We start from the raw sequence: 23539 nt of genomic DNA, 5'->3' as shown, positions 1-23539 counted from the left end.
AGTACGGGCGGGACCACTTTGTTCTTGCACGATACAAAACAGGGGGCGTGCAGCGCCAATCCGCCCCCGGAGCCGTCCGGGAACCGCCGGGCCCACGGGGGCTGCCGCCGCCGGGCCGGGCGCTCAGCCGCCCGTCTCGCCCTCCAGCGCCCTGCGGGTCTCCGGGCCGTACACGCCGGGGGAGTCGCCCCCGATCCCGCGCCGCTGCTGGTAGGCGGCGACGGCGCGCTCGACGTTCTTGTCGTAGCGGCCGTTCATCGCGTTGTCGTAGAAGCCGATCGAGCGCAGCCGCTGCTGGAGCCCCAGCACCTCCTCGCCCCGGTCCCCCCGGCTCAGGGTGGCGCCGTCCGTGCCGTCGTCCGTGTCGGCGCCCGCTCCGGGGCGCGAGTCCTCGGGGCGGGGGCCCGGCCGTGCCGGGGCGCTCTCCTCCGTCCGGGGCGCCGGCGCCGTCGAGGGCCTCACCGTCCGTGTCGCGTACGGCGAGGGCGCCGCGGACGGCCGGGAGGCGGAGCCGTCCGGCGAGGTGGGCGCGGCGGTGGGGCCCTCGGAGGTGCGGGGCGGGACGCTGGCGGAGGGGTCCGGCGACGGGCTCGTCACGCCGTCCGGCGACGGCCACGGCGGGGCGCTCGGGTTCGGCGCCACCCGGTCGGAGGTGCCGTCCCCGTCGAACAGGCCGCCCACGAACGCCACCGTGCCGGCCACCGCGACGACCGCCGCCACCGCCGCGACGACCGCGCCCGGGCGCCCGCGCCCGCCCCGCCGCCGTACGTCCTCCCGCCGCCGCGAACGGCGCGGGCCGGGCACGACGGGCGCGCCCGTCGTGAGAGGGGTGCCGGGTGTGATGTCCGTGCCGTACGCCTCCGTGTCCGCGAAGCGGGTGGCGCCGGCGGGACTCGGGGAGCCGGTACCTCCGGTGGGGCCCGGGAAGCCGGTACCTCCGGTGGTGCCCGGGAAGCCCGCCGGGTCCGGGTGCGCCGGGCCCGGATACGCCCCCGGCTGCCCGGAGCCGGCCGCCGCGACCGCCCCGAGGTGCAGCGGGGCCGTGGTCTCCACGTCCGGCGCCGGGCGGAGGCAGCCGTGCGGCAGGGGGGCCTGCGGGGGCAGCGGCACCCCGCCGGAGGCCGGGCCGCCCCGGCCCGGCCCGTGCGGAGCCGTCCCGCCCGGTGCCGTGCCGTACGCCTCCGCGCCGGTCCCGCCCCCCGCGCCGTACGCCTGCGCGCCGTACCCGCCGGCAGCCGGGTCCGGCGGGGGCGGAGGCGGGGTCCCGGTGGCCGGCGGCGGCTGGAGGTTCACGTACGGGCGTATCCGCAGGGGGTCGAACGCGCCAGGTCCGGGCACGGCGTCCCGCGTGCCGCAGGCGCATCCCGCGCCCCGCGGCTCGGCGGGCGTGCCGCACTCAGGGCACACCGATGCGGCCACTGTGATTCCCTCCCCTAGGGGTACTGGCTGGATTCCGCCCCCATGAACTGGCAGTGATTATGCAGCCACGACGTGACGAGCCCAACACCGAGCACCGTCCCGGCAGGCCATATCCGTCCGGAACGCCCACGATGGACGGAAAAGCAGTGAGGGAGGCGCCCATGACGCGGCCAGTCACCACCCCGGCCACCGGCCCCGCACCCGGCGAGGGGTTCGACCGGCGCGCCGTCCTGGTGCCCATCGGGGCGCTGCTGCTGGGCATGCTGCTCGCCGCGCTCGACCAGACCATCGTGTCGACCGCCCTGCCGACGATCGTCAGCGAACTCGGCGGCATGGACCACCTGTCATGGGTCGTCACCGCCTACATGCTGGCCGCCACCGCCGCCACCCCCCTGTGGGGCAAGCTCGGCGACCAGTACGGGCGCAAGAAGCTGTTCCAGACGGCGATCGTCATCTTCCTCGCCGGGTCCGTGCTGTGCGGCGCCGCGCAGGACATGCCGCAGCTCATCGCGTACCGCGCCGTCCAGGGGCTGGGCGGCGGCGGGCTGATGGTGCTCTCCATGGCGATCGTCGGCGACCTGGTCCCGCCCCGCGACCGGGGCCGCTACCAGGGCGTCTTCGGCGCCGTGTTCGGGGCGACCAGCGTCCTCGGGCCGCTCCTCGGCGGGGTCTTCACCGAACACCTGACATGGCGCTGGGTGTTCTACGTCAACGTGCCCGTCGGCGTCGTCGCCCTCTTCGTCATCGCCGCCGCGCTGCACATCCCGGTCCACCGCACCCCGCACCGCATCGACTACCTCGGCACCTTCCTCATCGCGTCCGTCGCGACCTGCCTCGTCCTCGTCACCTCGCTCGGCGGCACCACCTGGGCGTGGGGCGACGCGCGGATCATCGGCCTGGCCGTCCTCGGCGCCGTGCTCCTCGCGCTGTTCGTCCGCGTCGAGCGGCGGGCCGCCGAACCGGTGCTGCCGCCGCGGCTGTTCCGCTACCGCACCTTCGTCCTCGTCTCCGCCATCAGCTTCGTCATCGGCTTCGCGATGTTCGGCGCCATGACCTACCTGCCGACCTTCCTCCAGGTCGTCCAGGGCGTCAGCCCCACCATGTCCGGGGTGCACCTGCTGCCGATGGTGCTCGGCATGCTGATCACCTCCACGGCGTCCGGGCAGATCGTCAGCCGCACCGGCCGCTGGAAGGTCTTCCCGCTCGCCGGTACCGCCCTCACCACCGTCGGGCTGCTGCTCCTGCACCGGCTCCAGCCGGCCAGCCCCACCTGGGAGACGAGCCTGTACTTCTTCGTCTTCGGCGCCGGGCTCGGCCTGGTCATGCAGGTCCTGGTGCTGGTCGCGCAGAACGCCGTCGGCTACGAGGACCTGGGCGTCGCCACCTCCGGCACCACCTTCTTCCGCTCCATCGGCGCGTCCTTCGGCGTGGCCGTCTTCGGTACCGTCTTCACCGGCCGCCTCACCGGGAAGCTGGACGCCGCCCTGTCCGGGCAGGACCTCCCGCCCGGCGTGGACGCCCACACCGTCGCCACCGACCCGCGCGCCATCGCGCAACTGCCGCCCGCCCTGCGCCCGGCCGCGCTCGACGCGTACTCCACCGCCATCACGGACGTCTTCCTGTACGCGTCACCCGTCGTGCTGCTGGCCTTCGCCATCGCCTGGCTGCTGCGCGAGGACCCGCTGCGCGGCTCCGTCACCGCGCCCGACCCGAGCGAGACCCTCGCCTCCAACCCGGTCGAGCGCTCCTCGTACGAGGAGGTCGCCCGCGCCCTGTCGGTGCTCGGCTCCCGCGAGGGCCGCAAGGAGGTGTACGCGACGATCACCGCCCGCGCGGGGCTCGACCTGCTGCCCGCGTCGAGCTGGCTGGTGCTGCGCATCCGCAAGCACGGCACCGTGGAGCCCGCCCGCCTCGCGGAGGCCGCGAACGTGCCGATCAGGGCGGTCACGGAGGCGACCCGGCAGGTGGAGGAGCGGGGTCTGGCCCGCCGCGAGGGCCTTCAGCTCATGCTCACCGACGACGGCGTGGAGGCGGCGGCCCGGCTGGCCCACGCCCGCGAGGAGTCCCTGGCCGAGCTGCTGGGCGACTGGTGGGGGCCGGACCGGCCGACCGACCTCACGCACCTGGTGGAGGAGCTGACCGCCGAGCTGTGCGGCTCGACCCGCGAGCGCCCCAGGACCGCGCCGCCACCCCCGGACCACCGGGCGTGACGGGCGGCCCGAGCGCCCGATGCGCCGGTCGGCGTCCGCCCCGGGGGTCAAGCGGCGACCGCCCCGGGTGCCAAGCGGCGTCCGCCCGGGGTGCCGGGCCGCCCGCCCGCGCCGAGGACCCGGGCCGCCCGACGCCCCGAGGGGCAGGGCCGCCCCCCGCCCGGCTCAGCCGGCCGGGACCAGTTCCTTGCCGTACCAGACCTCCATGTACGGCCCCTCGCAGTACGCCGGGATCTCCCGGTAGCCGTGGCGCGTGTACAGGGCGCGGGCCTCCACCAGGTCGAGCCGGGTGTTGAGCACCATGCGCCGGGCGCCCAGCTCGACGGCCGCCTCCTCCAGCGCGGCCAGCAGCAGCGCCGCGCCGCCCCGGCCGCGCAGCGCGTGGCGCACGAACACGCGGGTCAGCTCCGCCCGCTCGGCGTCCAGCAGCAGCACCCCGCCGCAGGCCGCGGGCTCCCCGCCGTACCGGCCGACCAGGAACCGCCCGGTCGGCGGCTCCAGGGCCTCCACGCCGTCCCCGGCCAGCCCCTCGTCGATCTCCTCGGGGGTGGCCGGGCGGCGCCAGTAGCGGCCGGCCACGTCGCCGTAGTAGGCGCGGCGCAGCGCGGTCGCGTCGGGGGTGTCGTACCGCTCGGGGCGTATGTCCCAGGCGGCGCGGGAGGTCCGCGCGGGGTCGGCTTCGGCGGGGTGCGCGGGGCCGGTTCCGGCGGGGTGCGCGGGTATGGCGGCAGCCGTCTTCGCGGCGCCGGCGGTGTGCGCGGGCATGGCGTCAGGACACCACCCGGGCGATCAGCAGGCCGTCGTAGCCCTTGGAGCCGACCGTCTGGATCGCCGTCGCGTCCAGCCGGGGGTCGCGCGCGACCAGGTCGAACATCTCGCGCGTGCCGAGGATGGCCTCGTCGGACGACTCCGCGTCCACGACCCGGCCGCCGCGCACCACGTTGTCGACGACGATCACACTGCCCGGCCGGGTCAGGCGCAGCGCCCACTCGACGTAGCGCGGGTTGTTCTTCTTGTCGGCGTCGATGAAGACCAGGTCGAAGGGGCCCGCCCCCTCGGCCTCCAGCTTCGGCAGGGTGTCGAGGGCGGCGCCCGTGCGGACCGCCGCCACCTCGTTCAGCCCGGCGCGGTCCAGGTTGAGCCGGGCCAGCTCGGCGTGCGCGGGGTCGTACTCCAGGGAGATCAGGCGGCCGTCCGGCGGCAGCGCCCGCGCCAGCCAGATGGTGCTGTACCCGCCGAGCGTGCCGATCTCCAGGATCGTGCGGGCGCCCTGGACGCGGGCCAGCAGGTGCAGGAGCTTGCCCTGGTTGGGGGCGACGGCGATCTTCGGCAGGCCCGCCTCGTCGCTCGCGGCGAGGGCGGCGTCGAGCGTCTCGTCGCCGGGGGCGAGCTGGTCGGTGAGGTACGCGTCGACGGCGGTCCAGCCGGCCTGGAGGTCCTCGGGGGCCTGGGCGCGGTGCGTGTGCTGAGTCATGGTCAGGAACGTAGTCGACGACCGCCCCGAGCGCGGGGGTGTTCGTCGGCCCGGCCGCGCCGCGGGCACGGCGAAGCCCCCGGTGGGCGTAGGCACCGGGGGCTGGTCGCCGGAGTGTCGCACCCGCGGCCGCCGGGCGGGCGGTGGGCGGCGGGGCGGGCCGGTACGAGGGCACCGGTACGGCGGAGGGGTACGAGGGCACCGGTACGGCGAGTGGTGCGGCGGACCCCTGCGGCGGGGCCGCTACCGGGCCGCTACCGGGATCAGTACCAGTGGTTCTTCTGCCAGAAGTCCCACGCGGCGCAGGGGCTGCCGTAGCGGTCGTTCATGTAGTCCAGGCCCCACTCGATCTGCGTGGCGGGGTTGGTCTTCCAGTCGGAGCCCGCGGTCGCCATCTTCGACGCCGGGAGGGCCTGGACCAGGCCGTACGCGCCGGAGGAGGCGTTCGTCGCGGTGTGGTCCCAGCCGGACTCGCGCTCGACGATCTTGCTGAAGCACTGGTACTGGCCGGCCGGGACCATCTTCTTGGCGACGGCCTCCGCCGAGGCGGGCGCGGCCGAGGCCGGGGCCGTCACCGCCATCACGGCGCCCGAGGCGCCCAGCAGCACGGTGGCTGCGGCGGCGGCGGACTTGCTGAGGGCGGAGGAGCGGCTGGCGATGGAGCGGAACACGTGGATGACCTCACGTCGGGGACAGGGGGGCCGCGGGCATGCCGGAACCGGGCGGGGGAGACCCCCGGTGGTGGCTCACGGGTGTGCCCAGGGGCACTTCGGCCGGACCGCGTGGCGGTCGCGCTGCCGTCGGTGCCCGGCGACGTCATCCACCAAAGCAGGGCGGCCGGGCCGCGGCAACGCCCCCCGCTACGAGGCGAGGCCGGAGACCCGGCGGGGCGGCGCGGCCCGGCCGCGGCCCGTCAGCGCAGGTCGCCGCGGGAAGAGGGGCCCCCGGCCGAGGGGGCCGGAAGCCCACTAGGCGGGGTCGTATGTGAGGTAGGTCCTGTGGGGCGCCTCACCCCGGAATGCGCAGGATGAGGCTTTTCGCTGCCTTCGAATGTGACGTGGGCCTCGAAGGCCGCCCGTCGAGTCGCACGCCGGAGGGCCTTGAGCACCGACGATCCGATGGTCAGCGTGAGCACCACGGTGAGCACCGCCCGCCCCAGGTCCCACCCCATGGACGTGGCCAGGCAGAACGCGGCGAACCGCACCAGGTTCTCGTGGACCGGCTCGCCCGCGTGGAAGGCGATGCCGCTGGAGCCCTCCGGCAGGGTCAGCACCCACCCCTGGAGGTTCATCGCCGTCCCGTACGCGAACGACGCCACCGCCCCGTACGCGGCGAGCATCAGCAGCTCGCCCCGGCCGCGCAGGCCCCGTGGCCCCGTCGCCGCCGGGCCCGGCCGGTCCGGGCCGCCCCTGCGGCCCAGGCGCACCCTCCGGCCCAGGTGCCCCCGCCACCCGGTGCGCCCCCGCCGGCCCGTGCGGGCCTCGCCGGACCCCGGCAGCAGTCCGGCGCCCATCGTGAACCACGCCATCGACAGCATCTGGTACGGCATCCACGGCCCGACCCCGCCCGTCAGCAGCGCCGACGCGAACATCGTCACGGCCCCCAGCACGAAGCCGAAGCCCGGCCCCAGCACCCGCCCGCTCAGCACCATCAGGAAGAACATGGGCTCCAGGCCCGCCGTCCCCGCGCCCAGCGGGCGCAGCGCGGCGCCCACCGCCGCGAGGACGCCGAGCATCGCGACCGCCTTGGCGTCCATGCCCGAGTCGGCGATGGTCGCCACGACCACCGCCACGAGCAGCGGCAGCAGCCCGGCGAACAGCCACGGCGCGAGCGCCGCGTGCGCCTCCGCCAGGCCGGACCCGCCGTCCGCGAGCAGCGGCCAGCCGAACGCCGCCACCCCGACGGCGCTGATCAGCACCAGCGCGGCGACCGACCGGGGCCCCAGCCGCACGGGCCGCGACGCGCGCCGCTCACGGGCGGCGGGCGCGGCGGGCGCGGGGGCGGTCACAGCGCCGCCTCCACCTGGGCGACGGTCAGCCACGGCTGCGGGGCCAGGACCTTCGCCACCTGCGGGGCGAACGCGGGCGACGACACGACCACCTCGTGCGTCGGCCCGTCCGCGACCACCTCGCCCTCGGCGAGGATCACCACCCGGTGCGCCAGCTCCGCCGCCAGCTCCACGTCGTGCGTGGCCATCACGATGGCGTGCCCCTCGGCCGCGAGGCGCCGCAGCACCTCCACCAGCCGGGCCTTCGCCGCGTAGTCCAGCCCCCGCGTCGGCTCGTCGAGGAGCAGCAGCCGGGGCCGGCCGGTCAGCACGACGGCCAGGGCCAGGGCGAGCCGCTGCCCCTCCGACAGGTCCCGCGGATGGGTGTCGTCCGGTACGCCCGGCAGCAGCCCGGCCACCAGGGCGCGGCAGGTGCCCGGCTCGGCCTCGGCGTCCGCGTCGGCCGCCGCGCACTCGGCGGCGACCGTGTCGGCGTACAGCAGGTCGCGCGGCTCCTGCGGGACGAGCCCGGCCTCCCGGATCAGCTCGGCGGGCGGGGTGCGGTGCGGGGCGAGACCGGCCACGAGGACGCGGCCGGAGACCGGGGCGACCATGCCGACGAGCGCGCCGAGCAGGGTCGACTTGCCCGCCCCGTTGCGGCCCATGAGCGCCACCGTCTCGCCGGGCCGCACGCCCAGGTCGACGCCGCGCAGCGCCTCCACGCGCCCCCGGGTGACCACGAGCCGGTCCACGCGCGCCAGGTCCGGGCCCGCGTCGCCGGCGCGCCCACCGGCCGCCCGGTCCGGGTCCGCGCCGGCCCCGGCACGGAGGCGCGGCGGCCACCAGGAGGGGCGCCGCACGCGGGACGGAGGCGGGGCGGGAGACGAGGCGGGTACGGCCGCGCCGCTGCCGGCCGTGCCGGTCGCCGTACCGGCTGCCGCGTTGGTCGCCGCGTCGGCCGTACCGGCTGCCGCGCCGGTCGTACCGGGCGCCGTGCCGTCCGCCGGGACCGCCGCCGTACCCGGGCCCGCCGCCTCCGCGACGTCCGGCGACCCGGCCGTCCCGGTCCACGCCCCCGCCCGTACCGCCTCCCGTACCGGCTCCCGTGCCGTCTCCCGCACCCGGTCGGCCAGGCGCTCGCGCAGGGCGCCCGCCCGGCGGCGCGCGTCGCGGACCGTCAGGGCCGGCGGGGTCCAGCCGGCCAGCCGGGACAGGCCGACCACCGGCGGGTACACGGGCGACACCCGCATGACCTCCGCCGGAGGCCCCACCACCGGCGGGGCGCCCGGCTCCCGCAGCAGCACCACCCGGTCCGCGTACTGCACCACCCGCTCCAGCCGGTGCTCGGCCATCAGCACGGTCGTGCCCAGGTCGTGCACGAGCCGCTGGAGGACGGCCAGCACCTCCTCGGCGGCGGCCGGGTCGAGCGCGGACGTGGGCTCGTCCAGCACGAGGACGCGCGGGTGCGTGGTGAGGACGGAGCCGATGGCCACGCGCTGCCGCTGCCCGCCCGACAGGGTGGCGATGGGCCGGTCCCGCAGCGGCGCGAGGCCCAGCAGGTCGAGGGTCTCCTCGACGCGCCGCCGCATCACGGCGGGCGGCAGGCCCAGCGACTCCATGCCGTAGGCCAGCTCGTCCTCCACCACGTCGGTGACGAAGTGCGCGGCCGGGTCCTGGCCGACGGTGCCCACCACGTCGGCCAGCTCGCGCGGCCGGTGCGTGCGGGTGTCCCGCCCGCCGACCGTCACACGGCCCCGCAGGGTGCCGCCCGTGAAGTGCGGGACGAGCCCGGAGACGGCGCCCAGCAGCGTGGACTTCCCGACGCCGGACGGGCCGACGAGCAGGACCAGCTCGCCCTCCGGGACGTGCAGGTCCAGGTCGCGCAGGGTCGGCGCGGCGGAGCCCTCGTAGGTCACCGTGACGTTCTCGAAGCGGATCACCGGGGCTCCTCGGCGGTCTTGCGGGTGTGCGGGGCGTCGGGTGCGGACGGCGGCGCGCCCGGTGCGTGCGGCGGCGCGCCCGGTGTGTGCGGTACGGGCGCGACGAACGCGGGCAGCAGGCCGGCCAGGAGGGCGAGGGCGGGCCACAGGGGCAGCTCGGGCGCGGTCAGCGGGGTGACGCCGGGCCGCAGCGCCTCCCCCGCCGGCCCGGTGGACGCCCACACGAGCAGCGCGGCCACCGCCGGTCCCGACGCGGCGACCAGCCAGGTGCGCGGGCCCCACCGGTCGGGCCGGTAGCGGGTGCGGGGCGTGCGGCGCCCGCCCAGCCACAGCCCGGCCAGCGCCGCCGCGACGCCCCCGGCCAGCAGCGGCACCCCGTACCCGGCGCCCTCGACGGCGAGCAGTCCGTACATGCCCGCGCACACCCCGAGCAGGCCGCCCAGCGTGAGCGCGGTCGTCACGTGCCGTACGGCGGGCGGGACGGCGGCCGTACGCCCGTACCCGCGCGCGTCCATCGACGCGGCCACCGCCACCGACCGCTCCAGCGCGCCCTCCAGGACGGGCAGCCCGATCTGGAGGACCGCCCGCACCCCGCCCGTGGGGCGCCCGCGCAGCCGCCGGGCGGTCCGCAGCCGCGCCACGTCGGCGACCAGGTTCGGCGCGAACGTCATCGCGACGACCACGGCGACCCCCGCCTCGTACAGCGCGCCCGGCAGGGACTTCAGCAGCCGCGCGGGGCTGGCGAGCGCGTTCGCGGCGCCCACGCAGACGAGCATCGCCGCCAGCTTCGCCCCGTCGTACAGGGCGAAGACCAGCTGCTCGGCCGTGACCCGGCCGCCGAGCCGCACCCCGCGCGCCCAGTCGGGCAGCGGCACCTCGGGCAGCGTGAACAGCACGTGCGCGCCGGGGATGGGGGAGCCGAGCAGGGTGGAGAACAGCACCCGCACCACCAGGACGGCCAGGCCCAGCTTGAGGAAGGCCCCGTACGAGCGGGCCCAGGGCGCGTCGGTGCGGCGCGCGGCGACCACGTACCCGGCGACGCCGACGACGAGGCCGAGCAGCAGCGGATTGGTGGTGCGGGACGCGGCGACGGCGAGGCCGAGGGCCCACAGCCACCAGGCGCCCGCGTGCACGGCGTTGGAGCGGTGGGCCTCGGGGGCGCGCAGCCTCATCGGCGGCCGTGCCGCCGGGCCCGTACGAGGGCGGCGGCGCCGAGCGCCACGACGGCGGCGGCCCCGGCGTACAGGCCCAGGGAGGGGCCCCGGCCGCCGGAGGCGGTGGCGCCGTCCGGCGTGGCCGTGGCACCGGGCCCGGCGGTGGTGCCGGCTCCGGCCGTGGCGCCCGGTGCGGACGACGCCGGGTCGGGCGGCGAGGAGGGGCGGGCCGCGGTGTCCACCTGCTCGCCGCAGCCCTGCCTCGGGTAGCCGGAGATGCCGCAGAGCAGGGCCTGGCTGTTGTAGCGCAGCGGCGCGGCGACGGCGGCCAGGGCCTCCGCGGCGGTCGCGTCGGGCGCCACGCGCGCGCAGGCGGTGCGCGGGCCGGGCGGTGCCTCCCCGGCCGGGGCGTCGGCGGGGACGCCGAAGTCGACGACGAGCGCGACCCGCTTGGTGCCCGGTGCGGCCGGGGTGCCGGCGCAGATCGCCGCGAAGTCGGGTGCCTGCCGGGGCCGGTCGGCGTCCGCGCCGTCGGTGCTGACCGCGAACCGGTAGCCGTTGACGGCGCCGTCGGCGGGGCGGAGGGTGGCCGGGCCCTGTGTGGCGTACGCCCAGGTCGCGGACTTGCCGTCGCCGCCCTCCCAGAAGGACCAGTACCGGTAGCCGGCGGCGTGCGCGGTGCCGGCCGCGGCGGGCACCCCGGCCAGCACGGCCAGGCACGCGGCGGCGGCGAGGGCGCCGGGGCGGCGGTACCGGCGCGGGGCCGTGCCGCGCGCGGAGGGGGCGTGCGCGGAGGGCGCGGGCGCGGTCCTGGAGGGGGCGTGCGCGGAGGGCGCGTGCGGGGCGGTGCCGGCCGCCGGGGGCGCCACGCGGGGCGCGCAGCCCGTGCGCGGTGCGGGGTGGGCGGTGTGCGGGGAGGTGCCGTGCGCGCGCCGGGGGAGGCCGGTCACGGCTGCCGCTTCCTGCGTCCGCTCAGCAGGAAGCCGATGCCTATGCCCGCGACCAGGAACACCGCCACGAGCAGCCAGGCCGGGAAGCCGGACGACTCCTCCTGCCCCTCCTGCCGCTCCTCGGCCTTCTCCGGCGCGGCGTCGGGGACGGAGGCGGGCGCCGGGCCGGTCGCGTTGAGCTGCCGTACGAGGTCGGCGCCGCCGAAGTCGCGCGGGTCGCCCCCGGCGGTGTGCGCGGCCAGGATGAGCTGGGCGTACGCGGCGGGCCCGCCCTCCTTCGCCCAGGCGGCGCCGTTCTTCTCCAGCCACGCGAGGCCCGTGGACGCGGCCTCGCGGTGCCCGGCGGCGGCCAGGGCGAGGACGGCGTCGGCGGTGTTGCCCACGTCGGGCTGGTCGGCCGGGGCGCTCGCGCCGGGCATGGGCGGCAGGGTGAGGTGGCCGCTCCGGCCGATGACCCCCGCCAGGTACGCGGCGCCGTTGCGGGCGGCCCGCTCGGCGGTCGGCCGCTCCGCGTCCTCGCAGGCGGGCTTCTGCTCCGGGGTGACACCGCGCACCAGCAGGTGCTTGCCGAGCCCGGCGAGGGCGGCGGCGGCCGTGGCGTCGCCGTTGGCGCGGAGGGTGCCGTCCTTCTCGGGCTGGTAGGCGAAGGCGCCGCCGCCCGGCTTCGCGGTGCAGGGCAGCGCGAACGTGAGCAGGGCGTCGTACGGGGTCTTGCCGGAGGCGGGACGGACCTGGCCGGGCTCCTCGCCGGTGCCCGCGAGGGCGCCGATCACGAGGGAGGTGGAGTTGGCGTCGCTGGGGGAGCCGGGGTTGTAGCCCCAGCCGCCGTCCGCGTTCTGCGCCCGCTTGAGCCACGCGAGGGCGTTCTCGCGGGCCTTGACGGTCTTGTCCGCGTGGCTGTCGACGCCCTTCAGGGCGTGCAGGGCGACGGCGGTGGCGTTGGTGTCGAGGGGCACGCCGGCGGGGCAGGGCCCGGTGGTGTCGGCGCGGAAGGACGGGAAGCCGCCGTCGGCGCACTGCTGGCCCAGGAGCCACGCCACGGCCTGCGGGGCCGGTTCGACACCGGTCGACTGCTGGGCGAGGAAGGCCAGCGACTGCCGCCACACCCCGTCGTACGTGGGGTCCTTGGTGCCGTACAGCCCGGCGGGCACGGCCGGCGCGGCGGGCGACGAGGGGGCGGCGGGGGCGGCGGGGGCTTCCGAGGTGTCCGGAGCGGACGCCTCGGGGGAGGCCGCCGGGGACGACGGGGCGGACGGGGCGGGCGACGGGGCGGCGAGCGCGGTGGGGGCCACTGCTCCCGCGCCGGCCGCGCACAGCACGGCGGTGGCGGCGAGCGCCGTGGCGCCGCGGCGGACGGTGGTCATGGCGGGATGCCTCTCTCCGGGGGCCGGGCACCGGCGCGCGGAGGCACCAGGCTCGGCTCCGCAACTCCTCGACGGTGCCGGTCACCGGGCCGTTCCCGGGGACGCGAGCCGGTCAGACCCGTGACGAGGCATTCCGGCTCACCGCGCGGGGCGGCTCACGGCTGCGGGGTCAGCGCCGGATTCGCACCGGCTTCCCCTCGTACGGGCTTGAAACGACGGCGACACTCTACCCGCGGGTCACCGGCGGCCCCCAGGACGCTTCCCCCGGCCTGCCCGGCCTGCCCGGCCTGCCCGGCCTGCCCGGCCTGCCCGGCCTGCCCGGCCTGCCCGGCCTGCCCGGCCTGCCCGGCCTGCCCGGCGCACCTGGCCTGTCCGGCGCACCTGGCCTGTCCGGCGCACCCGGCCTGTCCGGCGTACCCGGAGTGCCCGGCCTGTCCGGCGTACCCCGCCCCTCCGGCCGGACGCCTACGGCTGCCGCTCGATCAGCCGGCACGCCGTCTCGATGTCGGTCCGCACCTGCGCGATGGACGCGCGCCCCGAGAGCCAGGTGATCAGCGCCGAGTGCCAGGTGTGCTCGATGACCCGCACCGCCGCGAGCTGCTCCGCCGACGGGTCCGCCAGCCCCATGGCGTCCAGGATGATCGCCGTCGTCTGCCGGGAGACCGCGTCGACCTCCTCGCTCACGCTCCGGTCGGCGAACGTCAGCGCCCGCACCATCGCGTCCGCGAGCTGGGGCTCCCGCTGGAGCGCCCGGAACGCCCGCATCAGCGTCTCGGCGACCCGCTCGGCGGCGGTCTCCCCGGCCGGGGGGCGCTTGCGCAGCGTCGCGTGGAGACCGTCGAGCTGGTCCTGCATCGTCGCCACCAGCAGGTGCACCTTGGACGGGAAGTAGCGGTACAGCGTGCCGAGTGCGACCCCCGCCGCCTCGGCGACCTCCCGCATCTGCACGGCGTCGAACCCGCCCCGGCCCGCCAGGCGCGCGCTGGCGTGGAGGATGCGGCGGCGGCGCGCCTCCTGCCGTTCCGTCAGGGGCGGCGACGCCGGCCTGCCTTCCGCTGTCATAGGTCCCCGTCGATCCGTGCGTCGAACGATTCCGTGGCGCCGTGCCCCGACGGGCGACAGTATGGCCCCGCCCCCACGCCGGCCGTGGCGTGAATCACCTGTTCCGGCCGTCACAGCGGCGCTACCTGCCGGTAGATTCGAAGCTTCTCCGAGCGCCCGAGAACGATCAACTCTGAAACTTGTTCTAGATTAGCGCCACCGGTTACGCTCCGCCGAAACGCAGGGATGGAAGGGGCCGCGAGTGACCGCCGAGGCCGTAGCAGCAGGCCCCCGATCAGGTGCGGCAGCCGACGCCGGGCGTCCGCTGCGCATCGCGCTCCTCACGTACAAGGGGAACCCGTTCTGCGGCGGCCAGGGCGTCTACGTACGGCACCTCTCCCGTGAGCTGGCCCGCCTGGGCCACACCGTCGAGGTGATCGGTTCCCAGCCGTACCCGGTGCTCGACGAGGTCGGCGACGCGCCCGCCGGGGGTCCCGCGCCCGGCGTCGTCACCCTCACGGAGCTGCCCAGCCTCGACCTGTACCGCCAGCCCGACCCGTTCCGCACCCCGGGGCGCGACGAGTACCGCGACTGGATCGACGCGCTGGAGGTCGCCACCATGTGGACCGGCGGCTTCCCCGAGCCGCTGACGTTCTCGCTGCGCGCCCGGCGGCTGCTGGCCGCCCGCCGCGGCGACTTCGACGTCGTCCACGACAACCAGACCCTCGGGTACGGGCTCCTCGCCCCGCTCGGCGCGCCGCTGGTGACCACCGTCCACCACCCCGTCACCGTCGACCGGCGGCTGGAGCTGGACGCCGCCCGCGACGCCAAGCGGCGGCTGTCCGTCCGCCGCTGGTACGCCTTCACCCGCATGCAGAAGCGCGTCGCGCGCCGCCTGCCGTCGATCCTCACCGTCTCCGGCTCCTCCCGCCGGGAGATCGTGGACCACCTGGGCGTCCGCCCCGAGCGGGTGCACGTCGTGCCCATCGGCGCCGACACCTCGCTGTGGTCCCCCGACGCGTCCGTTCCCGAGGTGCCCGGCCGGATCGTCACCACCTCCAGCGCCGACGTGCCGCTGAAGGGGCTGGTGCACCTGGTCGACGCGCTCGCCAAGCTCCGCACCGAGGTCCCCGAGGCGCACCTGGTCGTCGTCGGCAAGCGCGCCGAGGACGGGCCCGTCGCGCGCGCCATCGAGCGGTACGGCCTCGACGGCGCCGTCCGGTTCGTCAAGGGCATCAGCGACGCCGAGCTGGTGGACCTGGTGCGCGGCGCCCAGGTGGCCTGCGTGCCCAGCCTGTACGAGGGCTTCTCGCTGCCCGCCGCGGAGGCGATGGCCACCGGTACGCCGCTGGTCGCCACGACCGGCGGCGCCATCCCGGAGGTCGCCGGACCCGACGGCGAGACCTGCCTCGCCGTACCGCCCGGCGACTCCGGCGCCCTGGCCGCCGCGCTCGGCCGCCTCCTGGGCCCCGGCGGCGCCGAGCTGCGCGCCCGCCTCGGGGCCGCCGGCCGCGCCCGCGTCCTGGACCGCTTCACCTGGGCCCGCGCCGCCCAGGGCACCGCGGACCGCTACCGCGAGGCCATCGCCGCGCACGGAGCCCGCCGATGACGACCACCGCGGCCACCGCGGCCACCGCGGCCCCGGCCGTCACCCCGGCCCCGGCGGCCACCGCGGCCCCGGCCGTCACCCCGGCCCCCGCCGTCACCGCGGCGTCCGCCGGCACCTCCGCCCCCGTCGTGGGAGCCTTCGGGTCCGCCCCGGCCTCCGGAGCCCCCGCGCAGGCCCCCGCCCCGGCTTCCGCCACCCCCGCTCCCGCCACGGACCGTGAAAGCAGGCCCCGCACGTGCTGACCGTCGACTTCACCCGCTTCCCGATCGCCCCCGGCGACCGTGTGCTCGACCTGGGCTGCGGCGCCGGGCGGCACGCGTTCGAGTGCTACCGGCGCGGGGCGCGGGTGGTGGCGCTCGACCGGAACGGCGACGAGATCCGCGAGGTCGCCACCTGGTTCGCCGCGATGAAGGAGGCAGGGGAGGCCCCGGCGGGCGCCACGGCCACCGCGATGGAGGGCGACGCCCTCAACCTCCCCTTCCCGGACGCCTCGTTCGACGTGGTCATCATCTCCGAGGTGATGGAGCACATCCCCGACGACGAGGGCGTCCTCGCCGAGATGGTCCGCGTCCTCAGGCCGGGCGGCCGCATCGCCGTCACCGTCCCGCGCTACGGCCCCGAGAAGGTCTGCTGGGCGCTGTCCGACGCGTACCACGAGGTCGAGGGCGGCCACATCCGCATCTACAAGGCCGACGAACTGCTCGGCAAGGTCCGCGCGGCCGGCCTGCGCCCCTACGGCAGCCACCACGCGCACGCCCTGCACTCCCCGTACTGGTGGCTGAAGTGCGCGTTCGGCGTCGACAACGACAAGGCGCTGCCCGTCCGCGCGTACCACAAGCTCCTCGTCTGGGACATCATGAAGAAGCCGCTCGCCACCCGGCTCGCCGAGCGGGCGCTCAACCCCGTCCTCGGCAAGAGCTTCGTGGTGTACGCGACCAAGCCCCACCTCCCGGCGGACACCGCGCTGTGACCCCGCCCGAGCGCACCGAACACCTCACCCTGCCCGGCGTGCTGACCGCCGGGCAGGCGGCCGAGACCGTCGCCGCCATCCTCGCCGCGCAGCGGGAGTCCGGCGCCATCCCCTGGTTCCGCGGCCACCACCTCGACCCGTGGGACCACACCGAGGCCGCCATGGCCCTCGACGCCGCAGGCGAGCACGACGCCGCCGCCCGCGCCTACGAATGGCTGGCCCGCCACCAGAACGCCGACGGCTCCTGGTACGCCGCCTACCACGACGGCGAAGCCGACCGGCCCACGGACCGCGCCCGCGAGAGCAACTTCTGCGCCTACGTCGCCGTCGGCGTCTGGCACCACTTCCTGACCACCGGCGACGAGGCGTTCCTCGACCGCATGTGGCCCGTGGTCCGCGCCGCCGTCGCGTTCGTCCTCGCCCTCCAGCAGCCCGGCGGGCAGATCGGCTGGAAGCGCGAGGAGGACGGCACGCCCGTCGCGGACGCCCTGCTCACCGGCAGCGCCTCGATCCACCACGCGCTGCGCTGCGCCCTCGCCGTCGCCGAGCACCGCGAGGAGCCCCAGCCGGACTGGGAGCTGGCCACCGGCGCCCTCGCCCACGCCGTCGCCCACCACCCGGAGCGGTTCCTCGACAAGAGCCGCTACTCGATGGACTGGTACTACCCGGTGCTCGGCGGCGCCGTCACCGGCCCGGCGGCGAAGGAGCGCATCGAGAGCCGCTGGGACGACTTCGTCGTACCGGGCCTCGGCGTGCGGTGCGTCGTCCCCAACCCGTGGGTCACCGGCGGGGAGAGCTGCGAACTGGCCCTCACCCTCTGGGCGATGGGCGAGTCCGACCGGGCCGTCGACATCCTCCGCTCCATCGGCCACCTGCGCGCCGAGGGCGGGCTGTACTGGACCGGGTACGTCTTCGAGGGCGACCGCGCCGTCTGGCCCGAGGAGCTGACCACCTGGACGGCCGGCTCGCTGCTCCTCGCGGTGGCGGCCCTCGGCGGCGACGAGGCGACCGCGGCGGTCTTCGGCGGCGAGTCCCTCCCCAGGGGCCTGGCCCCCGACTGCTGCTGACTCGCCGGCGGGCCGGGCGGTACGGGGCCGGGCGCCCCCCGCCCGCGGGGCCCGCCCGGCGGCGGCTCGCGCCGAGCCCGTGCGGGGCTCCGGGCCGCCGGGCCCGGCCGGGCACCGGGCACGCCCCGCGGCTCCCGTACGCGGACGGGGCGGCAGGACCCACGGCGTCCGGGGAAGGCCGGCACCGCCCGCCGACCGGCACCCGCCCCCGCGCACACCCCTCCCGTACGCGGACGGGCCCGCCCGCCGGCCTTGCGGCGCGGTGGGCGGGCCCGTTCCCCCGTGGCGGGCGCGGTGTCAGCCGCGCTGGATGCCCGTCGTGTCCTGGAGGACACCGCGGCGGCCGTCCTGCGTCTGCGCGACCAGGGCCGCGCCCCGCTGCTCGACGGCCAGGTACCAGGTGCCCGGAGCCAGCTCGGCGATCGGCGTCGGCGAGCCGTCCTCGCCGTACAGCGGCCGGGCCACCGGCACGGCGAACCAGAACGGCGAGAAGTCCCCGGCGGGAGCCGCCTGCTGGGCCGCGGCCGGGGCCCCCTGCTGCCCCGGCTGCGGCTGCTGCTGGCCGCCGTCCACCGCGCCGGGCTGCCCGCCGGCCGGGTAGCCGTAGCCGCCCGTGCCGCCCGGCTGCTGGCCGAACTGCTGGCCGCCCGGGTAGCCGTAGCCCGCGCCGCCCGTCGCGCCCGGCTGGGCGCCGTACGGCTGCGGCGTCTGCGGCTTCGGCGCGCCCATGAGCGGCGCCTTCAGGGGCGGGAGCAGCGGCGAGGCCACGGCGCCCGCGGCGAGCACGATCGTGGCGAGCAGCCCGAGGATCAGACCGGCGCCCGCGGAGCTGACGTCGATGATCGTCCAGAACGCCGTCCACAGCGAGAAGACGGTGAAGGCGACACCGAACTGGCCCAGGTCGAGACCGGCCACCCTGCGCCCGGGGAGGAGCCGCGCCACGACGATGAGCGCCGCACCGATGATGCCCGCGAGGTACATGCTCATCAGCAGGCCGAGCCGGTCCCAGGCGTTGGGCGTGTCGTAGTCGGAGCAGTTGATTCCGGCGGGGCAGTCGATGCTTGCCAGGCTCAGGAACGAGGCGATGAACAGCACCACCGCTGCTCCGATCACCACGCCATCGCCTCGAGTGAGGGAGCGGATGTTCACGTGTAGAAGTCCTTCGTCGGTTCAGTGTCGTCGGGGGTGGCGCGAAGCACGGGGGGCGCCCATCGTACGGACGAATGTATCGTCCGTACGGCCTACCCGAGCAGATAGGTGCCGACCCCGTTCGCGATCCCCTGGGCGGCCTTCTGCCGCCACGCCGCGTCCGACAGCAGTGCGGCGTCCTTCGGGTCCTGCATGTTCCCGCACTCGACGAAGACCTTGGGCACCGTCGACAGGTTGAGCCCGCCGAGGTCCTTCCGCACGTCCAACCCCGTACCGCCGCCGAGGTAGTTGGCCGGGGCGGAGCCGGTCGCCCGCGCGAACTCGGCCTCGATGCGCTCGCCGAGCCTGCGGGAGGGCGCGACGATCGGCGCCGTGTCGGCCGCACCCTCCTTGACCAGCCCGGGAAGGATCACGTGGTGGCCCCGGTTGCCGACCGCCGAGCCGTCGGCGTGCACGGAGACGACCGCGTCGGCGCCCTTGCCGCCGCCCGCGAGGTTGCCGATGCGGGCCCGCTCGTCGATGCACGGCCCGAAGGGCCGGTCGGCGTCGTGGGTCAGCTCCACGGTCGCGCCGAGGCGCCGCAGGGCGTCGCGGAGCCGGTGCGAGACGTCGAGGGTGAACGCGGCCTCCGCGTAGCCGTCCCGCGTGGAAGTGCCGGTGGTGTCGCACTCCTTGCGGTTGGTCCCGATGTCGACCTGCTTGTTGATCTCGTCAGGGTGCCGAAAGTTCCCCGGATTGTGACCTGGGTCGATCACGACGACCTTCCCGGCGAGCGGCCCGCCGGACGGATCGGCGGACGGATCGGCGGAGGCCTGGCCGGGCAGCCCGCCGGAGGGCGCCGCCCCCGGCTCGCCACCGCCCGGTGCCGACGTGCCGGGCGACGCGCCGGCGGGCCCGCCCCCGCGTGCGTCGCCGCCGTCCGGCGGCCCGCCGGGGCCTGCGCCGCCCGGCCCGGCGAGGGCCCAGCCCCCGGCGAGCAGGCCGGCCGCGGCGAGCGGCACGACGGCCGTCAGTACGGCCCTGCGGACACGGGAGCGCCGGGGGGCGTCCCGCGTGTCCCGCGTGTCCCGCGCGTCATGGGCGTCACGGCTGTCATCGGTGTCATGCGTGTCGTCGTCGTACACGCGGGCGAGCCTAGGCGGTGAGGGGCGTTCCGGCCCGTCCTGCCAGGGCCGTTCGGCGCAGTACCCGCAGCGAGTCGGTGACGCCGACCTCGGTGAACGCCCCCGACTCCAGCGCCCGCCGGTAGATCCGGTACGGGGCCTGCCCGCCGTCCGCGGGGTCGGGGAACACGTCGTGGATGACGAGCAGCCCGCCCTCCGCGAGGTGCGGCGCCCATCCCTCGTAGTCGTTCGAGGCGTGCTCGTCGGTGTGCCCGCCGTCGACGAAGACCAGCCCGACCGGCGCCCCCCACACCCGCGCGACCCGCGGCGACCGCCCCACGACCGCGATGACGTACTCCTCCAGACCGGCGGCGTGCAGGGTGCGCCGGAACGTCGGCAGCGTGTCCATCAGGCCCACCTCGGGGTCCACGACGGAGGGGTCGTGGTACTCCCAGCCGGGCTGCTGCTCCTCGCTGCCCCGGTGGTGGTCGACCGTGACCGCCACGGTCCCGGCCGCCCGCGCGGCGTCGGCCAGCAGGATCGTGGAGCGCCCGCAGTACGTGCCGACCTCCAGCAGCGGCAGCCCGAGCCGTCCGGCCTCCACGGCCGCCGCGTACAGCGCCAGCCCCTCGCGCACGGGCATGAACCCCTTGGCCGCCTCGAACGCGGCCAGCGTCTTGGCCGCCGGCACCGGCGTCTGCTCCGGGGTGGTTGCGGCGCTCATGATCGGGGTCCTCCAGGTCGTACGGATGATCGAGGGCCCCCTATCGTCCCCCACCCCGGTGCCTCCGCCACCGGCACCCCGGCCGGACGCGGCGGGGACCGGGCCGGCGGTCGGCCGGGCGGTCCCGCGCCGGGGCGCGGAGGCGCACGCGGCGGCGGTCGCCGTGCGGGCGCCCGGCGCCCGAAGACCTAGGTCCCGAGGCGCACGCCCCGTACCCCGATATCGGGATGTACGGGGCTCCCGTCGGCTGCGACCATGACGGGCATGGCCCAGCCCCGTATCGAGAACGCCGTGTCCGTCCCCGCCGCCGCCCCCCAACTGCCCGCGCGCCCCTGGGCGGTGATCCTCGCGGCCTGTGCGGGGACGTTCCTCGTCGTCCTCGACGTGTCCGTCGTGAACGTCGCCCTCCCCTCGATGCGCGCCGACCTCGGCATGTCCGCGCTCGCGCTGCAGTGGGTGGTGAACGCGTACTCCATAGCCTTCTCCGGGTTCATGCTCCTCGGCGGGCGGGCCGCCGACCTGTTCGGGCGGAAGCGGATGTTCCTGCTGGGGCTGGCGGTCTTCACGCTCGCCTCCGTCGCGGGCGGACTCGCCCAGGAGGGCTGGCAACTGCTCGCCGCGCGGGCGGCCCAGGGGCTGGGCGCCGCCGTGCTGTCCCCGGCGACGCTCACCATCGTCACCAGCGCCGTGCCGGAGGGCTCCGCCCGGACGCGGGCCATCGGGACCTGGTCGGCGGTCGGCGCGGGCGGCGGCGCCGCCGGCGGACTGGTCGGCGGCCTCCTCACCGACCTCCTCGACTGGCGCTGGGTCCTGCTCATCAACGTCCCCGTCGGCGTGGCCGTGCTGATCGTGGGCGCGCTGTGGATACCGGAGGCCCGGTCCGGCGCGGGCCGCCGCCTGGACCTGCCCGGCGCGGTGCTCGTGACCACGGGGCTCGCGGCCTTCGCGTACGGGGTGGTGCAGACCGAGCAGGCCGGGTGGGCGGCGGCGCGGACCCTGGTGCCGCTGCTGGGCGGGGTGCTGCTGCTCGCCGCGTTCGTGGCGGTGGAGTCCCGCGCCCGCGAACCGCTCATGCCGCTCAAGGTGTTCCGGTCGCGGGCCGTCGCCTCGGCGAACGTCGCCCTGTTCGTCGTCGGCTCGGCGACCTTCGCCTCCTGGTTCTTCATGACCCTGTACGCGCAGAACGTCCTCGGCTACGCCCCGCTGGCCGCCGGTGCCGCCCTGATGCCCAGCTCCGCCGGGGTCATCCTCGGCGCCAAGCTCGCCCCCCGCCTGATGCCGGCGCTCGGTGCGCGCAGGCTCGCGGTGGGCGGCGCGCTCCTCACCGCGACCGGCTTCGCCTGGCAGTCGCTGATGGACCCGGACGGCGCGTACCTCACCGACGTGCTGGGGCCGGGCATCCTGATGATGACCGGCGTCGGGCTGCTCCTCACGCCGCTCGCCGCCATGGCCACGTCCGGCGCCGCGCCGGGCGACGCGGGCCTCGTGTCCGGCCTGGTCAACACCTCCCGCACCATGGGCGGCGCCGTCGGCCTGGCCGTCCTGTCGACCGTCGCCGCCGCCGGGGCGGCCGGGGCCGCCACGCCGGAGGCCCTCACCGCCGGGTACGCCCTGGCCTTCCGCACCGGCGCCGGTGTCCTCCTCGCGGCGGCCCTGCTGATGCTGCTGTGGCTGCCCCGGCCGGCCACCGCCGCCACCCGCGCGGCGGGCGGCGCCGTGCGCTGACCGGCGGGCCGTGCGCTGACCGGCGGGAGGGGCGGGCCGCCGGGAACGCCGAAGGGCCGCCCCGGTCGTCCGGGACGGCCCTCTTCCGGCTCGGCCGGTGGCGTGGTGGGACGTTACGCCGCCTCGCCGCCGCCCATCTGCTCCCTGCGGTGCCTGCCGTGCGGCCGGGCCGACGTGTCCTCCGACGCCGCCGGGCCCCCGCGGTGCTTTCCGGAGCCGCCGGCGTCCCCGTGCGCCCGCGTCGCCTGGGTCGTGTCGGTGCTGGCTTCAGACATGTGGTGAAGTCACCCCGTAATGATCGCTGTTGTCCGTGCGGGGCGTGAGTCTAACGGGGCACGGACCGCCCCGTGAGCGGCGCCTGCTGCAACGGCACCGGCCTGCGCACCCCGGCCGCCCCGGCACCGCCCGGAGCCCCGCCGCCCGCGGCCCGCGCCGCTCCCCGCGGGGCCGCCGGACCGTCCGGTACGGCGCCGTGCGCGCCCGCCCGTACGGCGCCGCCGGAGTCCCGTACGGTTCCTTCCGCGCCCGGCTGTTCGTCCCCACCGACGCCCCGTACGCCCCCGCCCGCCGCGTCCCCCGCGGGTGCGTCAGCGGCGACCGCGACGCGGGCCAGCCCGCACGGCACCGAGGCGTTCGCGTACGGCAGCGACAGCACGCCGTCCGCCGACCACACCCCCGCGCCCGCGAACCACCCGGCGGGCGCCGGGAGTCGCAGCAGCCGCCGCGCCGCCGGGCGCCACACGCCGACCAGGCTTCCGGCCGGCCCGTCCACGCGCAGCGCGACCGCGCACGCCTCCGGCGTCAGCACCTGGCCCGGCTGCACCGCGAACGGCGTCAGGGCCGCGTCCGCCGGCCGCAGGCACCGCGGGAACCGCACCGGCCGCGTGCTGCCCAGCACGCCCCAGCCCAGCCGCTCGCGCCCCGGTGACGGCGCGTCGGAGGCGATGAGCAGCAGCCCGCTGTCGGGGTCGGCCAGCAGCAGCCGGTCCCGGCTCTCCTCCGTGATCTGGAGCAGCGGCGTGACCTCCCCGCCACGCCGCAGGTCCACCGCGACGGTCTTGACGGGGCCGCCCCCGGCCTGCCGGTCCAGGGCGAGCAGCCGCCCCTCGCGGTCCAGCCACGCCCCGCCCGAGCACCGCCCCGGCACCTCGGCGACGTGCTCGGGCCCGGCGCCCGCCCCGCCGCCCGCGACCCGCCACACGCTGGTCGCGCGGGGGCCCACCGCCAGCGCGTACACGCACACCCCGTCCGGCGCGGGCGGCAGCAGTCGCACCGCGGCGGCGCCGACCGCCCCCAGCGGCAGTTCGCCGGTCTCCGGGCCGGTCGGGTACAGCAGCGAGAACGTGCACCGCTCCCCGACGCGCCGCGCGATGAGCACCCGCCCGTCCGTGAGCGGCAGTACCTGGGCGTGCGGGTCCTCGGGCTGCCCGAGCGGCAGCGGGACGGCGTACGGCTCCGGTCCGGCGAGGGTCCAGCGCTCGGGGAACAGCGCCTCGCCCCGCCCGGCGAGGCGGGCCGCGTAGGAGCCGTCCGCCGCGATGGCGAAGCCGCTGCGGCCGTGCACGCCGGGGGCGGGCGTGCCCACGGGGTGCGTACGCGCGCGGTGCACGTCCGTGGGGTGCGCGTCCGTACGGTACGCGGGGGCGCGGTGCG

At 77.2% G+C, this 23539-nt stretch carries 21 protein-coding genes and 1 riboswitch; of the genes, 6 read left to right on the top strand and 15 right to left on the bottom strand.

Annotation, left to right across the window (positions count from 1 at the left end):
• Positions 1–123: 123 nt before the first annotated feature.
• Positions 124–1338 carry a peptidoglycan-binding domain-containing protein gene (locus tag CP974_RS08030; protein ID WP_140160807.1) on the bottom strand — a complete coding sequence of 405 codons (1215 nt, stop codon included), beginning with the start codon at positions 1336–1338 and terminating at the stop codon, positions 124–126.
• A 242-nt stretch (positions 1339–1580) separates the two neighbouring features.
• Here CP974_RS08030 and CP974_RS08025 point away from each other — a divergent pair, with 242 nt between their 5' ends.
• Positions 1581–3629 carry an MDR family MFS transporter gene (locus CP974_RS08025; RefSeq protein ID WP_031130401.1) on the top strand — a complete coding sequence of 683 codons (2049 nt, stop codon included), beginning with the start codon at positions 1581–1583 and terminating at the stop codon, positions 3627–3629.
• A gap of 165 nt (positions 3630–3794) precedes the next feature.
• Here CP974_RS08025 and CP974_RS08020 read toward each other — a convergent pair whose 3' ends face one another.
• The 9 genes from CP974_RS08020 to CP974_RS07975 all read right to left on the bottom strand — a co-directional run bounded on the left by CP974_RS08020 (position 3795) and on the right by CP974_RS07975 (position 13560).
• A complete protein-coding gene (locus CP974_RS08020; RefSeq protein WP_031130399.1) occupies positions 3795–4271 on the bottom strand; it encodes a GNAT family N-acetyltransferase in 477 nt (158 codons plus the stop codon).
• Positions 4272–4398: 127 nt separating this feature from the next.
• Positions 4399–5103 (bottom strand): O-methyltransferase, encoded by a 705-nt coding sequence (locus CP974_RS08015; protein WP_031130397.1) that lies wholly within the window; start codon positions 5101–5103, stop codon positions 4399–4401.
• A gap of 263 nt (positions 5104–5366) precedes the next feature.
• Positions 5367–5774 (bottom strand): aggregation-promoting factor C-terminal-like domain-containing protein, encoded by a 408-nt coding sequence (locus CP974_RS08010; protein WP_031130395.1) that lies wholly within the window; start codon positions 5772–5774, stop codon positions 5367–5369.
• 242 nt (positions 5775–6016) lie between these two features.
• Positions 6017–7111, bottom strand: coding sequence for an ECF transporter S component (locus tag CP974_RS08005; protein WP_223844483.1), 1095 nt, complete (start codon positions 7109–7111; stop codon positions 6017–6019).
• Positions 7108–9030 (bottom strand): ABC transporter ATP-binding protein, encoded by a 1923-nt coding sequence (locus CP974_RS08000; RefSeq protein WP_031130391.1) that lies wholly within the window; start codon positions 9028–9030, stop codon positions 7108–7110. Before CP974_RS08000 ends, CP974_RS08005 begins: the two co-directional genes overlap by 4 nt.
• Positions 9027–10202, bottom strand: coding sequence for a CbiQ family ECF transporter T component (locus CP974_RS07995; RefSeq protein ID WP_078915522.1), 1176 nt, complete (start codon positions 10200–10202; stop codon positions 9027–9029). The genes CP974_RS08000 and CP974_RS07995 overlap by 4 nt, the downstream gene beginning before the upstream one ends.
• Positions 10199–10900 carry an SCO2322 family protein gene (locus CP974_RS07990; protein WP_051839280.1) on the bottom strand — a complete coding sequence of 234 codons (702 nt, stop codon included), beginning with the start codon at positions 10898–10900 and terminating at the stop codon, positions 10199–10201. The genes CP974_RS07995 and CP974_RS07990 overlap by 4 nt, the downstream gene beginning before the upstream one ends.
• Before the next feature lie 230 nt (positions 10901–11130).
• Positions 11131–12498, bottom strand: coding sequence for an SCO2321 family membrane protein (locus CP974_RS07985; RefSeq protein WP_031130388.1), 1368 nt, complete (start codon positions 12496–12498; stop codon positions 11131–11133).
• A gap of 127 nt (positions 12499–12625) precedes the next feature.
• Positions 12626–12694, bottom strand: a riboswitch (cobalamin riboswitch).
• A 269-nt stretch (positions 12695–12963) separates the two neighbouring features.
• A complete protein-coding gene (locus CP974_RS07975; protein WP_031130386.1) occupies positions 12964–13560 on the bottom strand; it encodes a TetR family transcriptional regulator in 597 nt (198 codons plus the stop codon).
• Positions 13561–13801: 241 nt separating this feature from the next.
• Between CP974_RS07975 and CP974_RS07970 the strand changes: the two genes are divergently transcribed.
• From CP974_RS07970 to CP974_RS07955, 4 genes are read left to right on the top strand one after another with little or no spacing between them, the layout of a single operon-like run.
• Positions 13802–15148, top strand: coding sequence for a glycosyltransferase family 4 protein (locus tag CP974_RS07970; RefSeq protein ID WP_031130385.1), 1347 nt, complete (start codon positions 13802–13804; stop codon positions 15146–15148).
• Positions 15145–15390: a hypothetical protein gene (locus tag CP974_RS07965; RefSeq protein WP_031130382.1), complete on the top strand. Its 246-nt coding sequence runs from the start codon at positions 15145–15147 to the stop codon at positions 15388–15390. Before CP974_RS07970 ends, CP974_RS07965 begins: the two co-directional genes overlap by 4 nt.
• On the top strand, positions 15384–16118 hold the full coding sequence (locus CP974_RS07960) for a class I SAM-dependent methyltransferase (RefSeq protein ID WP_031130380.1): 735 nt from the start codon (positions 15384–15386) through the stop codon (positions 16116–16118). Before CP974_RS07965 ends, CP974_RS07960 begins: the two co-directional genes overlap by 7 nt.
• Positions 16115–17185, top strand: a complete 1071-nt coding sequence (locus CP974_RS07955) for a prenyltransferase/squalene oxidase repeat-containing protein (RefSeq protein ID WP_031130378.1) — start codon at positions 16115–16117, stop codon at positions 17183–17185. Before CP974_RS07960 ends, CP974_RS07955 begins: the two co-directional genes overlap by 4 nt.
• Positions 17186–17482: 297 nt before the next feature.
• Here CP974_RS07955 and CP974_RS07950 read toward each other — a convergent pair whose 3' ends face one another.
• The 3 genes from CP974_RS07950 to CP974_RS07940 all read right to left on the bottom strand — a co-directional run bounded on the left by CP974_RS07950 (position 17483) and on the right by CP974_RS07940 (position 20161).
• Positions 17483–18334, bottom strand: a complete 852-nt coding sequence (locus tag CP974_RS07950; RefSeq protein WP_078915791.1) for a DUF5336 domain-containing protein — start codon at positions 18332–18334, stop codon at positions 17483–17485.
• Positions 18335–18426: 92 nt separating this feature from the next.
• Positions 18427–19347, bottom strand: a complete 921-nt coding sequence (locus tag CP974_RS07945; protein ID WP_051839826.1) for an N-acetylmuramoyl-L-alanine amidase family protein — start codon at positions 19345–19347, stop codon at positions 18427–18429.
• Between the two features lie 121 nt (positions 19348–19468).
• The gene (locus CP974_RS07940; protein WP_031134728.1) at positions 19469–20161 is read right to left on the bottom strand and encodes a class I SAM-dependent methyltransferase; all 693 of its coding nucleotides are present in this window, start codon (positions 20159–20161) and stop codon (positions 19469–19471) included.
• Positions 20162–20416: 255 nt separating this feature from the next.
• On the opposite strand from CP974_RS07940, the gene CP974_RS07935 reads away from it, so the two are divergent.
• Entirely contained in the window at positions 20417–21886 is a 1470-nt protein-coding gene (locus CP974_RS07935) for a DHA2 family efflux MFS transporter permease subunit (RefSeq protein ID WP_031134730.1), read from the top strand.
• A 113-nt stretch (positions 21887–21999) separates the two neighbouring features.
• Here CP974_RS07935 and CP974_RS29510 read toward each other — a convergent pair whose 3' ends face one another.
• Entirely contained in the window at positions 22000–22161 is a 162-nt protein-coding gene (locus CP974_RS29510) for a hypothetical protein (RefSeq protein ID WP_162887748.1), read from the bottom strand.
• Between the two features lie 50 nt (positions 22162–22211).
• On the bottom strand, positions 22212–23471 hold the full coding sequence (locus CP974_RS07930; RefSeq protein ID WP_031134732.1) for a hypothetical protein: 1260 nt from the start codon (positions 23469–23471) through the stop codon (positions 22212–22214).
• Between the last annotated feature and the right edge of the window lie 68 nt (positions 23472–23539).

It is taken from the genome of Streptomyces fradiae ATCC 10745 = DSM 40063 (genome assembly GCF_008704425.1).
GTDB lineage: Bacteria > Actinomycetota > Actinomycetes > Streptomycetales > Streptomycetaceae > Streptomyces > Streptomyces fradiae.
Note: the sequence above shows the minus strand (reverse complement) of the source record. Positions and strands in the feature narration are given on the sequence as shown.

Bases quoted from the DNA above. Each gene is read 5' to 3' on its own strand.
- CP974_RS08025 (WP_031130401.1), top strand. From the start codon at position 1,581: ATGACGCGGCCAGTCACCACCCCGGCCACCGGCCCCGCACCCGGCGAG.
- CP974_RS08015 (WP_031130397.1), bottom strand. From the start codon at position 5,103: ATGACTCAGCACACGCACCGCGCCCAGGCCCCCGAGGACCTCCAGGCC.
- CP974_RS07995 (WP_078915522.1), bottom strand. From the start codon at position 10,202: ATGAGGCTGCGCGCCCCCGAGGCCCACCGCTCCAACGCCGTGCACGCG.
- CP974_RS07985 (WP_031130388.1), bottom strand. From the start codon at position 12,498: ATGACCACCGTCCGCCGCGGCGCCACGGCGCTCGCCGCCACCGCCGTG.
- CP974_RS07975 (WP_031130386.1), bottom strand. From the start codon at position 13,560: ATGACAGCGGAAGGCAGGCCGGCGTCGCCGCCCCTGACGGAACGGCAG.
- CP974_RS07965 (WP_031130382.1), top strand. From the start codon at position 15,145: ATGACGACCACCGCGGCCACCGCGGCCACCGCGGCCCCGGCCGTCACC.
- CP974_RS07940 (WP_031134728.1), bottom strand. From the start codon at position 20,161: ATGAGCGCCGCAACCACCCCGGAGCAGACGCCGGTGCCGGCGGCCAAG.
- CP974_RS07935 (WP_031134730.1), top strand. From the start codon at position 20,417: ATGACGGGCATGGCCCAGCCCCGTATCGAGAACGCCGTGTCCGTCCCC.
- CP974_RS29510 (WP_162887748.1), bottom strand. From the start codon at position 22,161: ATGTCTGAAGCCAGCACCGACACGACCCAGGCGACGCGGGCGCACGGG.